At 52.6% G+C, this 15,291-nt stretch carries 6 protein-coding genes; 2 read left to right on the top strand and 4 right to left on the bottom strand.

The features are described 5' to 3' along the window. Positions 1 to 12: 12 nt before the first annotated feature. Positions 13 to 597, top strand: coding sequence for a dihydrofolate reductase family protein (locus B153_RS0133420; RefSeq protein ID WP_026262648.1), 585 nt, complete (start codon positions 13 to 15; stop codon positions 595 to 597). 6 nt (positions 598 to 603) lie between these two features. Then, positions 604 to 1,011, top strand: coding sequence for a VOC family protein (locus B153_RS0133415; protein WP_020601118.1), 408 nt, complete (start codon positions 604 to 606; stop codon positions 1,009 to 1,011). Between the two features lie 86 nt (positions 1,012 to 1,097). On the opposite strand, the gene B153_RS0133410 is transcribed toward B153_RS0133415, so the two are convergent. From B153_RS0133410 to B153_RS37060, 4 genes are all read right to left on the bottom strand, one after another. Next, positions 1,098 to 3,959, bottom strand: a complete 2,862-nt coding sequence (locus B153_RS0133410) for a M14 family zinc carboxypeptidase (protein WP_020601117.1) — start codon at positions 3,957 to 3,959, stop codon at positions 1,098 to 1,100. A 53-nt stretch (positions 3,960 to 4,012) separates the two neighbouring features. Continuing rightward, complete coding sequence (locus tag B153_RS0133405) at positions 4,013 to 6,148, bottom strand: S9 family peptidase (RefSeq protein ID WP_020601116.1); 2,136 nt, start codon at positions 6,146 to 6,148, stop codon at positions 4,013 to 4,015. Between the two features lie 261 nt (positions 6,149 to 6,409). After that, complete coding sequence (locus B153_RS0133400) at positions 6,410 to 13,102, bottom strand: SdrD B-like domain-containing protein (protein ID WP_169518512.1); 6,693 nt, start codon at positions 13,100 to 13,102, stop codon at positions 6,410 to 6,412. Between the two features lie 386 nt (positions 13,103 to 13,488). Continuing rightward, a partial coding sequence (locus tag B153_RS37060; RefSeq protein WP_157635034.1) for a DUF11 domain-containing protein occupies positions 13,489 to 15,291 on the bottom strand: 1,803 nt, incomplete at its 5' end.

Here is a 15,291-nt window from a genome sequence, read left to right as displayed (position 1 = left end):
AATTCTATCACAATGAGGAAGTTAATTTTATTCATGCACGTATCGCTCGATGGTTTTGTATGCGGCCCCAATAATGAACAGGACTGGATGACAATGGACGATCATGAGATGGGTGAATTCATGGCGTCCGACTTCCAGAAAACGGTGGATACGATGCTCGTTGGTCGGGTACTTTACGAAGGCTTTGCCAGCTTCTGGCCTACCGTACCGGCCATGCCCAACACTCCTCCCGAACTGGTCGATTTCGCGCATTGGATGATCAATACCCCCAAAATCGTGTTCTCTAAAACGCTGCAAACCGTCGACTGGACGAACTCCCGTCTGGCCCAGCACGACCTGGCCGAAGAAGTTGCGCAGATCAAGCAACAACCCGGTGGCGACATCATCGTTTTTGGAGGGGCGTCTCTGGTAGCAGCCCTTGCCGGGCAAAACCTGATTGACGAATACCGGATTAAGCTGGAGCCGATCATTCTGGGAGCAGGCAAGCCCCTGTTTGCCCTTATCAATGACCGGGTTAAGCTGAAGTTGACCCGATCCAAAGCGTTTAGTTCAGGCGTTGTGGGACTTTACTACGAGGTCGACCGGCCCGTTGCTTAGCATACGATGACGCAAATCAATCCTTACCTGAACTTCAACGGCAACTGCCGTGAAGCGATGAGGTTTTACAGGGAATGTCTGGGAGGTGAACTTACGTTTCAAACTATAGGCGATTCGCCCATAGCCGATCAGGTAGCCAACGAAGCCAAAGACAGGATTCTACACGCCGGTCTGACCCAAAAAGGGCATCTGTTATTGATGGGGTCCGATATGATGGGAGCTAGCCTGGTCGTCGGAAATTCGGTTACCCTCTCGATCAATTGCAGCCGTGAAGAGGACATCCGTCTGTTTTTCAGCAAACTCGCTGTAGGTGGTCAGATCAAGGAGCCACTCGCCGATATGTGCTGGGGTGCACTATTTGGCTCACTCACTGATAAATTCGGTTTAAACTGGGTGTTGAACTACAATAAATAGAATCGCACAGGCGTCCCCAACAGATCTTAGTTTATCCTAATCATCAGTTGGGGACGCCTGTGCGATCTATACCCGTGCGGTTCTTTTTATTGCCCGCTTACTTTCCCGGCCGAATTTGTCTTTTCAGCCGTTGTTGTGGGATTGGCAGATGCATCCAGATGGTTCCAGTTGATGAGCACGTTCCAGACCAGTGGTGCGTCGTGGTGGTTCAGAAAACGGTGTAGCGGATCGAACGTAAACGCGACCACGCGACCTGCACCGACCGGAACATTGAAAATACCGCCATGCCCAATGATGGTCTGTTCGTTTCGCACCATACCTGAGAGCACATACGGTTCTTCTTTTTTCGGCGTTGCGGTCTTCGTGGCTTCTTTTACGGGCTTTTTGTCGGGCATACCCATAATCGCACCTTTATACTCTTCTTCGTCTTTCAGAGGCTTTGTACCGTACTGCATCACCATCATATCGCGATTGGCTTTTTTGGTTTGCAGCAGGGGCGCAATGCCTCTGAAAATAGAGAAGGTTTCAGGAAAACCGTACATGATCGGGCTGTCGGGCTTGCGGTTTTTCACCGTCACGATAGAGCCGGGATGGAAGAGTGTTGGGGCACTGGCCTGATCCAGATCGCGGGTGATACCTGTTTCGGCAATCATGGCCGATGAGTTATCGAGCGTAACCAGTACACCGCCCTGCTCCACAAACTTTTTGAGATTTTCGACCCCGGCAAAACCCGGTCCTCCCGTAATATCGGTGGTAGCATCGGGAAAACCATGCGATGGAAATTCCGACGTTTTGGTAAACGGCAACGGTCCAAAGCGAGAGTCGATTTCGTGAATGAAGTTGGTGGCCGAACCGCGCATCCGGGGAATCAGGATCACGTCGAACTTCTTCCGCAGATCCCCAGCCTTCAGGTGATCTTTGTTGATGGACGTGTATGGAATACCGCGCTGCTCGAATGTGTAGCGTGCCCAGCCTTCGTCCTGGGTGTTGTACCAGCTATGGTAGATCGCTACGCGGGGCAGACTAACCTCATGCTGTTTGGTGTCGGCATTCGCTTTCGTCGCCTGCAAATCAAGCCCGAACTGGGTAGCCAGCTTTTGGGACTGATCGGCCGTTAATCCTTTGAACACCACTGCACCTGCCGCCAGCGTATCTTTAATCCCTTCCAGCGTGGTTCTGGCATCCAGCACCACTGCTTTGGCCTGTTTACCCTGCCCTTTCAGCCAGATCAAGGCGGGCAGCAGGTTATTCTGCCCCTTGTAATTCAGCACATAATTTAAGCCATCACCATCAACTTTCCCGCTGTATTTGACGTCGTCACTGATTAGTTTCAGATCGGTTGTCGCATATTTTACACTGTCTTCGGCTTTAACGTCCACGCCGTACAGATAACCCAACGTCCAGGCAATGTCGTCGTAGGGTGGAAACTTGGCTTCTTTGGGGTAATTCTGTTTGGTAAGCAGCGATACGGCCAGATTTCGGTACGGCTGATTCAGCAACACCACATAATCGCCCTGATTTTTACCGGATTCGGCTTTGTGCACGTCAATAGCCTGTGCCCGAAGCTGATTGACCAGATAAGCCGCCATAGCCGGGTCGCGCTGGTCTTTCGGAATCACAAACGCACGCGGTTTTTCTTCGGTGCCTTTCCGAATGTTGTTCAGCCCTTTCTGGTAGAAGTTTTTCAGCAGCATCCGGCTGTTGGTAGCCCCATACGAAAGCGACGCCAGCACCCCCGCCTGCATGTAGTTGATGCCGTTCCGATACGACCAGTACACTTTTTCAGTAGCCGGATCGGGCCGATACCATTCTTTCGAAGTCACCTCATCGCCCGCATATTTCTGGTTGGCCAGATCGCGCAGGTAGGTGTTGGCTCCGGCATTTCCGAAGGTCTCGTAGAAACGCCCAGCCGCATTGTGGTTGTTGGAAATCCAGAGGGCATACCCCGGATACCAGCCATCGTAAAACGCCCAGGTAAACACGCCCGGAATCCCTTGCGCGGCCAGTGATGTAATGTCGTGGTTGGCCATTGTCTGCCATTCGCCAATGGTGATCGGGTCGATGGTTTCATTGTAGGGGCCCGTTCCGGTTGAGATGTACAGCAGAGGAACCGATTCGTGCAAATCCAGGCTGACGGTTGGGTGCCAGTCGTAGTAGATTTTAAACATCGCCTTCGTAATGGCCTGCGATACCTGCAACCCATCGCGGTTGTTGTCGTGATAGACGTACTTTCCCCAATAAGGCGGTGATTTCGGAAAACCATCGTCGTAGTCCTTCCGGGCTTTGGTATAGCGATAATACCAGTCGACCTGTTTGTCCCAGCCGTCGGGCTCCGATACCGGATTGATGATGACGATGATGTTATCACGAATGGTTTTGATTTCGGGTGTCTGGCTGGTAATGAGCCGATACGCTAGTTCCATCAGCATCTCCGGCGATCCCATTTCGGGCGAGTGCAGCCCCCCGTTCAGATAGTACACCAGCTTGGTATCGCCCAGAATTTTCTCGATGTCCTGATTACCAACTTTACGCGGATCGGCCAGCAGAGCAAGTTGCTTTTTGTAATGATCGAGCCGTTTCATAGCCTCCTCACTCCCGATAGCTACCAGTTGAACCGGACGGCCTTCTTCGGTGGTACTCACCTGCTGTATGCTGATGTTGGGCGATGTCTGGGCCAGCTTCTGGTAATAGCCGTAAATCTCGGCTGTCCGGTGGATGACGCCCGGCGTACCAACGATCTGCCCGAAATGCCTGAGGGGCGACGGCACTTTAGGATCGTCGGGCAGGTTCAGTACCGATGCGGGCAAAAACCGCTTGTCGGTGGTGTATTCCCTGATTTTCTGGTTGTACGCTTCATCGATGGATTGCGCCCGAAGTGGCACCTGAGCCATTAGGAGGCCCGCCAGCAGCAACGCTTCCAGCTTTCGCGTGTTCGTAAAAAATTGCATGGGTTTGTTGATTGGTTAAGAAAAGAGTTGGGAGTTGCGGCTACATCACTACGTTACTGTCGTGGCTTCATAAGCTTCCGTTTGAAATAGTCGGCAGTGGCATTACCCATTTTGAGGGCGTTGGTGTGCTTCATCCAGTGGTGGGTATCGTCGGGAATGATGATTGTCTCCATGGATACGCCCTGTTTTTCGAGCCGACGGACCAGATCCGTACTTTGACTAACCCGAACGTTCCGGTCGTCGTCGCCGTGAATAATCAGCACGGGCGATGTCCAGGTGTTGATGGATGAAATGGGCGACGATTGGTACACCCGTTTGCTGGCAGGTTCCAGATCGGGGATTTTTTCAAACCGCATGGCACTGGGTGCTTCTCCCCCACCGACGCCCCGTTGCTGGCTCCAGTCGTGAACGCCGTGAATATCGACCCCAGCCGCAAAGAGTTTAGAGTCACGGGCAAGGGCCAGTGCAGTCAGATAGCCTCCATACGAACCCCCATAAATACCAATGCGGGTAGGATCGACCTGCGGTTGTTCGGCCAGCCATTGCGCTCCCGCTTTCACATCCTGATACTCCGACGCCCCTAATGCCCCGCCATTGGCAGGCTGATGAAACTCGAAACCGTAGCCAATTCCAAGCCGATAGTTTACCGACAGCACCACAAATCCCTGACTGGCCAGGTACTGGTTGATGGCGTAAGAGTTGGCGTAATAATCTGAGTAATTCCAGCCGAGCAGCATCTGACGTGGCGGACCACCGTGTACGTAGATAATCGCAGGTTTCTTTCCTGAACCGCCTGTCGGTTCAAACAACTGCCCGTGTAGGGTCATGCCATCCGGCGCTTTGTATACGACCTGTTTGGGCGTAACCAGTTGATTCTGTGGAAATGTAGCCGGAATCAGATTCTGCCCCAGCAGTTTAGGCGTTCCTTTGGTAAATGCCATTACAGCCGGAAGTGGCGGGCGTTGGGCTGTTGCACTAAACATGGCTACTGTCGAACCATCGCCCGTAACGACGGGCATCCATTCCAGACCCGAACCGGGCGTAAGCACTTCCATCGCGGCCTTATCGACCGGAACCCGCACGGCATGGCGACGGTCAATATCCAGTTTATCAGGCCCCGTATTGGCACTGAACAGGAGCCATTTACGATCAGCACTAAGCGTAATATGTTCGGCCATAAACATCCCGGGGGTCAGTAGCAGGGGCGTTCCACCTGTTGCGGCTACCGAGTACAGATGCGGCCAGCCATCCTGATACGACAGGAATACGATTCGGTCGCCAGCCGCCCAGTGGAGGTTGTAGCCGCCATGCGTCGTAGGTACCGAGCCTGCCAGTGTTTTGGGCGCCTGCCAGAGTTGGGAAGCCTGCCCGGTAGCCACATCGGCGGTCCAGATCGACCAGCCGCGATGACGGCGGGCCATAATGGAGTCGGGTGCGCCACCCGTACCTGATGTACGTACAAACACCAATCGCTTGCCATCCGGCGACCAGCGGGGCGAATCATCCCTGGAAAATGAGGGCGCTATCCAACTGATCGGTGTTTTTTCGTCGGTAAATACGCCGATGAAGGCATGATCCCGACGGTCGCAGACAAACGCCAGTCTGGAGCCATCGGGCGCCCATTCGATGGAGCCGTTGGTACCTCGTGCGTTGAACATGGCTTTTGCTGTGCCTGACCCATCGATGGGGGCTACCCAGATTTGTCCACCTTTCACAAAGGCTAATCGATCGCCCTTGGGCGAAAGCGTCGGTTCATCGCCCTCGGCAATGGCTTTGGGTTCACCACCTGCAAAAGGCACTGTCCATATCTGCACTTTAGGCGCTATAGGCGACGCATTGGTGTTGACAGGCAATTCATCGTCCCAGTTGGAGCCATGATCGCCCCCACGTACGTACACCACCCATTTGCCATCGTCTGAAATCGACAGGCTGGTGATTTCCTGCCCATCATCGTCGGTGTAATTTGTCAGTTTGCGGGGGGTAAAATCTGGTCCTTCGGCTACGTAAACATTCCGTTTCCCCTGTTCATCGAACGCCCAGGCCAGGCGGGAACCCTGCGCTGAACTGGTCAGGCCACTGGGGAACGGATAGCTCTTGATAGCTTCCAGCATAAAGGACTGAGCGCTGGCCAATAGGGTCTTTACGAGGAAAACGCCTGTTGCCAGGCAGAAAAAGATACACTTTTTCATGAGGCTTTGAGAAAGAAGAAACAAGTGCGTTAGCTGAGTGAGTTCTGGACACTCAAGTAACCATTTTATTTCCTAATCTCCTCGATTGAACGAATAAAATTCTACCAATCAGCCCTATTGTACCATTTTAGTATGGCCAACATTTGCGTGGCTCCTTAACAAAACTACCTTAGCTCGTTTTGCTGATCATCTTCGGGAGAGAAGACCGTCAGGCAATACAAGCTAAGGTAGTTTATAGAGCAGGAAAACTACTGGGTAGGCTTAGTGGCCCCTTACAGGTCCTTTGGTTTGCCGGATCACCAGCGGTACACAAACACTCGGTGGGCATCCACAAACGGTTGGTGTCAGCAATACCGTCACATCCGTATAACAACCACTACTGTTGTACACGCGGATCGTATAGCTCTGCGTGGTAACCGGATTCTCTAGGTTCGACACGATCACGCCATTACCAGGAATTGCCTTGGCGGCTCCCGACAGCGTTGCCGATGCGTTGAACGTATTCCCCAGCGAATATTGGTAGGTATACCCAGCCTTGAACTCACTCAGAACAATCTGGCCGTTAGCCTGGGCTACATTACCGACACAGGTAACAGGCACGGCCACTGCCTTAAAGGTTGGCAATGTATCCTCTTCCACGATGAACGGGCAGCAACTAAAGTCGGAGCATTGCCCATTGCCTCCATCTACAACCAGCGAGTACGTACCTGCGGCTGTCACACTCAGTACATTCGTGGTGGCACCGACAATCTCAATCCCATCGCGGTACCATTTATAGCTGCTACGGCCAGTGGCCACGGTAAGCTCGAAGAGGTAACCGCTGCCCGGACATACCTTCACCGGAACCGACGTACACACTTTGGCCGTATCGCCCGGAATGGTCGCCACATTGTAGAGTATGCCCGAACTGTCGGCTTTGGCCTGGAAGGTCAGCGACAGGCTTTGACCTGGGGTAAGGCTTGCTACTTTCCAGAGGCTGACCGGATCACCCTGCGTAAACGTAGTACCTACCGGAGCCGAAGCCGAGTTGGCCACGTAGCTCAGGCCAATGGTAGTCGAATCCCGAACCGTAACGTTCGTAGCCGTCGTTGATCCGGCATTTGTCAATACCAGCGTGTAGGTCAGAATATCCCCCTGTTTCGCCTTCGACTTATCGACTACTTTATCCAATGTCAGTACGGGAGGAAGCGGGTAATAACCTGCATCCAGGGTCTGATTGAACTCACCCGGAGCCAGCGTCACCGATTCAGTCTTACCCGTGATCAGGTTCGCATTGGAGTCTTTCGTCCGGTCGGTTCCGCTATACGGCGTGGTTGCAGTATACCCCGCTGGGCCCGTAAATCCGACCACGTACGAGTTGGAACTACCGGGTGTCAGGCCCGTGAAACTGTAGAACCCACTGGCACCGGTCACGGTCGTCGATGAAGTTCCCCCGTTGACATAGAGAGTAGCGGTTACGCCCTGAATACCCGGCTCGCCGAAATCCTGGATTCCGTTCTTGTTCGAATCGAGCCAGACAAAGTCACCCAGGCTGGCAACGGCGGCTGGCAATTCAGGAACAATATAGCCTGCATCCAAAGTCGGGTTGAATTCACCCGGAGTCAGTGTTACCGAAGCCGTCTTACCCGTAATCAGGTCAGCATCACTGTCTTTGGCCTTATCGGTACCACTGAGCGGAGTTGTGGCCGTATATCCCGTGGGAGCCGTAAAGCCTACAGCGTAATTGAAACTACTACCCGGCGTCAGGCCGGTAAAGGAGTAGAGACCGTCGGCATTGGTCGTGGTCGTCAAAGAAATAGCACCGTTAACATATAAGGTCACCTTAACGCCTTCGATACCGGGCTCAATACCATCCTGAATGCCGTCTTTATTCAGATCGATCCAGACAAAGTCGCCCAGGCCAGCCAGTGCCACCGTACAGGACGCCGGAGCAGTATACGTAACCGAAGCCGAGCCACAAGCCGTAGCCGATGACAGTATCGATACAGTATGCACAGCTCCATCCGAATTTAATCCACTCAGGGAGTAACTTACGGGTCCGTTGGCCGAAAGACTTACCACGGTACTGACACTACCAACCGAAATCGTGAGTGATTGTGTACCCGTGGCATTGGTGGCCGATACCGTACCCGTCAGCGTATACTGGTTGGTTGCCGTTGTACACTGACCTGGTGTGGCCGTGGCCGTTAGGGAGCAAACGGGCGCACTGCCTATTGTCAGGGTATAGCTTACAACTGTCGGGCAATCATAGTCATCATTGATGAAACCAGTGAAACTGAACGCGCCCGTTGCCGTTGGTGTACCGCTGATAACTCCCGTGGTGCCGTCGAGCGTCAGGCCATCGGGCAAACTACCCTTTGTGAGGCCAAAGTGATACGGAGGCAGTCCATTCAACGGTGTCAACGTTTGCGAATAAGGCGTTCCAACCTGCCCACTCGGTAATGTGAGGGGACTGTATAGGATCGTTTCGCAGGCAACCGACAGCGTTAGCGGTACAGTCGCCGTACAGGATTTACTATCCGATACCAGGATGGTTACCGGGAAACTTCCATTGGTTGAGGCTGTCCCTGAAATAACCCCTGATGCCCCATTGAGTACCAATCCAGCAGGCAGATTACCACTTAAGGTCGTAAACGTCAATGGAGCCGTACCACCCGTAGTACTGATCGTCTGGCTATACGGGATACCGACTGTAGCCGACGTAAGTGCTGTAGTGGTCACGCTCAGCGAACAGACCGTACAACTGGCCGGGGCAGCATAGGTTACGCTGGTAGAGCCACAGGCCGTAGCACTGCTTAACACCGATACGGTTTTGGTTAACCCATCGGAGGTTAGACCCGCCAGTGTGTAACTCACGGGTCCATTGCCCGTCAGCGTAACAACCGTACTGATACTACCGACCGAAACCGTTAACGACTGGGTAGCAGCCCCATTGACAACCGCATTTGTCGCCGAGATACTACCCGTCACCTGATACGTATTGGTCGCCGTAGTACATACCCCTGGTGTAGCAGTGGCTACCAGCGAGCAAACTGGTAGAGCATCGATCGTGATGGTTAGCGGCTGGGCATCCGAACAGGACTGGGCATCACTTACGTTCACCGTGAAGCTTGCACTGCCACTGGCCGTTGGTGTTCCTGAAATAACCCCGCTGGTCGATAGCGTCAGCCCATTGGGCAGGCTACCCGATACCGAATAGGTATAACCGGGTTTGCCTCCACTGGCCGTAAGAGTCTGGCTATAGGCCGTCCCTACCTGTCCGTTGAGAAGGCTAACCGTTGTGATGCTGGTGGAGCAGACGGTACAGGCAACAGGAGCCGAATAGGTTGTACTGGCAGCAGTACCGCCATTCAACGTAGCAACTACCGTATGGCTGGTGGCATCGCTGATTCCACCCACCGAGAAACTGGCTGTCGTCTGTCCGTTGGTTACGCTGATGGTCGTCAGGCTGGTACCATTGTCGGTGATGGTCAGCGTACCGGCCACTACATTACTCAATGACACCGTTCCGGTAGCCGTGTAGTTATTTGTCAGGGTACTACAAACCGGGTTGCTGACCGATACAGCCAGGGCTGGTGGCGCTACGGAACAGGAAGCCGGTGCCGTGTAGGCAACCGTAGCGGATCCACAACTCGACAGGTTCACCGTAACCGTATGACTTGCCCCATCGGAGATCAGCCCCGTCAGCGAATAGCTGGCCGTCGTTGCGTTCGGGGCAACGGTAACCGTGGTACTTACGATGCCATTGGTAATGGTAGCTGTTCCACCCGATGTATTCCCGGCGATGCTGATGGTGCCATCTACCGTATAGCCATTGGTCACGCTGTTACAGGCGGTTGGTGTGGCCGTAGCCGACAAGGAGCAGCAATTGGTGTAGGGCAACGTTGTGGTAAGTACGGTATAGCAGCATGGACCGTTGTAAACCACAACACTATAACTCTGCCCACTTGTACTGGCTGGATTGCTTAGCCCCGTGAAACTAGCCGCCGATGCCGATACGGGCTGACTACCCGTGGCGGTATACGAAGGCAGTGAACTATTGGCGGCCACCAGAAACGCCTTGTCGCCATTCTGAATACCCGATACGGTAATCCGTGCGTTGTTGTTCGCCGTGCCCCCATTGCAGGTAGCCGCCGTAACCGATATACTGGCAACCGTCGTTGTCAGACAACTGAACCCGGCATCCAGATTGTGATTGATGTACCCGGCATTCCCTGTTGTCAGGCTAATAACAGGTGTAGATACCCCGTTGATGGTTCCGATGAGAGCATCCGAATCATTCAGATCACTGGCATTCGTTGTGGTACTGTTGGCAACGGTCAACTGTAGTTTACTTCCCTGTACCGTCAGAATATTGTTACTGAATTGACCTGCGCCGAACGCCAGGGTATAAGCCGTATTCGGAAGTAACGTTGTGTCGGCATCGGTGCCCAGCCAGGTGCCGGTCGTTAGCGCAGATTTTGACGAGAAATAGTATTCGCCATCCGCATTCGTCGTTGTTGAGGCAATTTTGGTTGTGCCTTTGTACAGATCAACCTGAACACCTGACAACGCTTTTTCGCAGGGGTCCTGCACACCATCTTTATTGGAATCGACCCAAACGCGGTTACCGATCTCGATCACGTCCAGCAGGTCGCAGTTCAGTTCGGGTTCTCCCAGGCCACTTGCTTTCGCAAACGTACCCGGTGCCGTACTGGTGGTGTACACAATAGCGGCCCCTTCGGCTATACCCGTTTCGTTGTTCCAATATTTAACCCCGCCCGAATTGGCAATATTGGCAACCGGATCGATCGTTGCTCCTACAACGTGGCCACTGCCCAACCGCAAGGCTAAACCACCCAATACAAGCTCGGTATGCGTATAGCGATTACCACTTATGTAATTATCGTCATAAAACTCACCAAAGCCTGGCCCTTGATTGTTATTCACGCCAACCCCCGTATAAGGTCCTACCTGACCATTGTTCTCCAGAATATACGAACCGTTGGAATAATAGGCCCGTAAAATATCTCCGGCGGCTGGGTTCACTGTATATAGCTGGGTTTCCGAAGGATTAGGACTATAGTTGTTATAACCGCCCTGGAAGCCGGTCCGGTCGGCAAATCCTAATACCATCGATCCATCAACGTCAAAATCAATATCAGCCAGAATGGGTTGAGGATGCACCAGACTTTTATAAACAGCGGTGCTGGAAGCGATCACCAGGTCACTGAATGTATCGGCCCAGGGATACCAGCCTGTACTGTCGGCCCCCGCCTGCCCTGCCGAATTCAACGGTGATATACCATAGCCTTTGGGATAGGTCAATGGGAAATCGAAAACGGACGAAAACGAGGAGGTGTTCGGATCAAAGGCATACACATAAGCCCGTAATCTGGACTTACTTTTTGAGTCGAACGCATCACACACGGTACCTACATATAACTTACTGTTATAGATGTGCAAAGCCCAGGGGCGTGACTCACCCCCTACACAACCCGGGTCCGGAATCACGTACGATTTTACATCTGAATTAGTTGGCAGCGTACCGGATGCATTGTAGGCCGAAATATCGATGCTATACAGCTTTTTGTCGTTCAGGTTAACAAACCAGAGTTTCTGTCCATCTTCCGACACTTCCAACCCGCCTATCCCGACTTTACCGATCAGCGGAAATACATCGGGATCATGACTGGGTTTGGTCAGGTCGGCCGAGAGTCCTCGACCAGCCGAGCCATTTTCGGGTACTGAGGCAGCGCCTACATCCACACCCAAAGTCGTAACATCAATAAAGCCTTCCGTTATCGTAGACGATTTAGTGTGGGTTACATAAATCCCCCCAATGCCCAAAGGTCCCAGCCCTGAGTGGCGGTGCAAGGTGGCGGCCATGAAAACATCCTTCGTAAGCCGGTTATAACCCAGCCCCCATACCGTACCTACCTGACCGGCATCAGACCAGTGACTCATTCCTGTAGCTCCGGTTGTACTTTCGTCGTACGGAAAACTAACCACCGCAGCAGCGCTGGCCGACAGAGCCGACGTAGCAACGGGTGGAGTCGGGCTCAAATTGAGCGGATCACCATACGTATAGCAGGGAATAAAAATCTGGGGGTTGGTCTGGCAGTAGAGGTACGGATTGGCAATACCTAAATCGACCGCACAGGTGGCCTGCTCAACAAACTGCACGTTTGAATGGCTACTGGCCCCATAAATAGTCCCCATATCGTTTCCGGCTGCCGTTCTGAACTCAAGCCGTACGGGATAAGTGATTGTAGCTGACGTAAAAACATATTTACCAAACTGATCCGTTACAACGGGGCCATATTTGGTTCCATTACAGTCGAAAGCCGTAACGGTTACACTGGCAACCCCTTGTGTTTCGGTTGCCTGCTTAACCCCGTCGGCATTGAAATCCCGAAAAACGGTTCCACCCAACTGCGTACCCGTACAACTCGTGGGAGGGCAGGCGGCCGGAATCGCATAGGTCTGACTAGCCTGACAACTGGTGTTGCCGGCAAATTTCGCGGTTACAGTACCCGTACTCGCCCCTCCGGCCAGGGTAAGCTCGAAGGCTACCACTTGCGGAGAAACAATGTTCTGCCTACCCGTAATAACGATTGTAGACGGCTGAGGATACGTAATAACCGATACGCCAGGAATAATGGTCCGGCTTTGCGTACCTGTTGTGACAACAATGTAGTCGTTGGCAGGTGCATTACTCCAGGCCACTTCAACACTAACGGTTGCTTTGCTCACCCCACTTACGGAATAGCAGCCCGATACAGTGGGCGTTAACGTAATGGAGCATTGGGCTTTGGCAAATCCGATCGATACCAGTAGCAGTGTTATCAGCGCAATTAGTCGCTGCGATTGTATACTGACGACAGGGTCGAAACGGTAGGGCTTCGCTTCACAAAGCTTCCTATCTTCCAGAAAAGCGGGCTTTCCTTCAAAAAAGTTATCAAAAGTAGACATGTAATGGACCGACATAGACAAATCAGTAAAATCAATCTACCGTTTGCCAAAAAGTATGCCGTATACCATTACGGTAAACGATCAGGCCAAAAACAATCACTAATCCACTAATAAATTACAATATTCCTTATAGAATATACCTATTCAGCAAAATCACCGCCCGCCTTCAAAATTTATACCACATTTATTAAACGTTGACAACAAATAAGTAAAAATCAATTGACAATAGGTTAATATAATCAGGCAAATTTGTATATAAGCAGTACAAAAACCCGTACGAGTTAAGAATAAACTACCTTAGACCGTACCGACAGAAACTCCTAAAAGAGGCCTGTCAGGCAAAGCGATCTAAGGTAGATTATTGGCTTTTATCTTCTGAAATGATACTAAAGACCAGTCCGTTTGGGGCCTTTGGTTTGTCTTATTACCAACGGCACGCATACACTTGCCGGACAGGCGCAGGTAGTGGGCGTCAACATCACCGTCACATCCTGATAACAACCGCTGCCATTGTAAACCCGAACCGTATACAATTGGGTCGTAACAGGGTTAGTCAGATTATTCGCAATGATTCCGTCAGTCGGTATCGCCTGGGCCGCACCAGACAATGAAGCACCTGCATCGAATGTGTTCCCCAATGAATACTGGTACGTATAGCCTGTCCGAAACTGACTGAGAACAATCTGCCCATTTGCCTGTGCTGTGTTGCCAATGCAGGTTACGGGTATGGCAACCGCCTGGAAGGTCGGCAACGTATCTTCCTCTACGATGAAGGGGCAACAGCTAAAGTCCGAACATTGGCCACTTCCTCCATCGGTCACCAGCGAATACGTACCAGCAGCCGTCACGCTCAGGACGTTGGTGGTGGCACCTACAATCTCGACGCCATCTTTATACCATTGGTAACTGCTACGTCCCGGCGCTACAGAAAGCTCGAACAGATAATCGCTGCCCTGGCATACCTTCACCGGAACCGATGTACAGGCCTTGGCCGTATCGCCCGGAATGGTCGCCACGTTGTAGAGAATCCCCGAGCTGTCGGCTTTGGCCTGGAAGGTTAGGCTCAGGCTTTGGCCCGCCGTCAGACTGGCAATATTCCAGAAGCTAACCGGATTACCAGGCGTAAAGGTTGTGCCAGCCGGAGTCGTAACAGAGCCCGATACATAAGACAATCCGCCAGAGGTAGAATCACGAACCGTAATGTTACTGGCATCGCCGTTACCTACGTTCGAAACCACCAATGTGTAGGTCAGCACCTGGCCTTGTTGTGCAGTCGCCTTATCGACTAACTTTTTCACCTGTAGCTGAGCCAGAAGACAACTTGATGGAGCGGCATATGTGGTGCTGGCACTCTTTGTGGCATAGCTGACAACAATCGTATGAGCGCCTGTTCCCGACACCAATCCACTTAATGCGTAAGGAACCGAAGTAGCCCCCGCCGTAATCACCACGGTGGTTGAGTTACTGCCATCGGTAATAGTAGCGACTCCATCTACCGCATTCGTCAACGACAGCGTACCCGTTACACTATACTGATTCGTAGCGGTTTGACAATCACCGGGTGTCACGGCAATATTGACTGCAGGGTTCGGGGTACCAATGATAATAATTGGCGTCGTCGTTGTACAACCGAGTGGCGTAGTTGATGTCACATCGAACAGGTTCACTCCAACGGTTATCGATACGGGGGTTGTAATGACCTGAACGCCTGCTGTTATAACATTCGTCAAACCGACTAAAGCCGATAGTGCCCCCGTTGGCGAGATGAGTGTTGTCAAATCCAGACTTGTACCAGCACTCAACGTTAGGTTGAGCGGGGGTAAGATCGGAGCCTCTACCCCGGTTACACTGATGGCGGTGGTGGTGGTGCAGCCTAGCGGGGTGGTCGAGGTCAGGTTGAACAGGTTCACCCCCGCACTGATGCTCACCGGAGACGTCAGGATCTGACCCGTGATCAGATTACCCAGCCGGAACACATTCGTCAGACCTGACAGAGCCGACAAGGAACCCGTTGGACTTACCAACTCACTCAGGTCCAGACTGGTGCCTACGCACAAGCTCAGGTTAAGCGGAGGTAAGATCGGAGCCTCTACCCCCGTCACGTTGATGGCCGTGGTGGTGGTACAACCCAGCGGAGTCGTCGAGGTCAGGTTGAACAGGTTCACCCCCGCACTGATGCTCACCGGAGA

The sequence above is a fragment of the Spirosoma panaciterrae DSM 21099 genome (assembly GCF_000374025.1).
In the GTDB taxonomy this organism is placed as follows: Bacteria; Bacteroidota; Bacteroidia; order Cytophagales; family Spirosomataceae; genus Spirosoma; species Spirosoma panaciterrae.
Note: the sequence above shows the minus strand (reverse complement) of the source record. Positions and strands in the feature narration are given on the sequence as shown.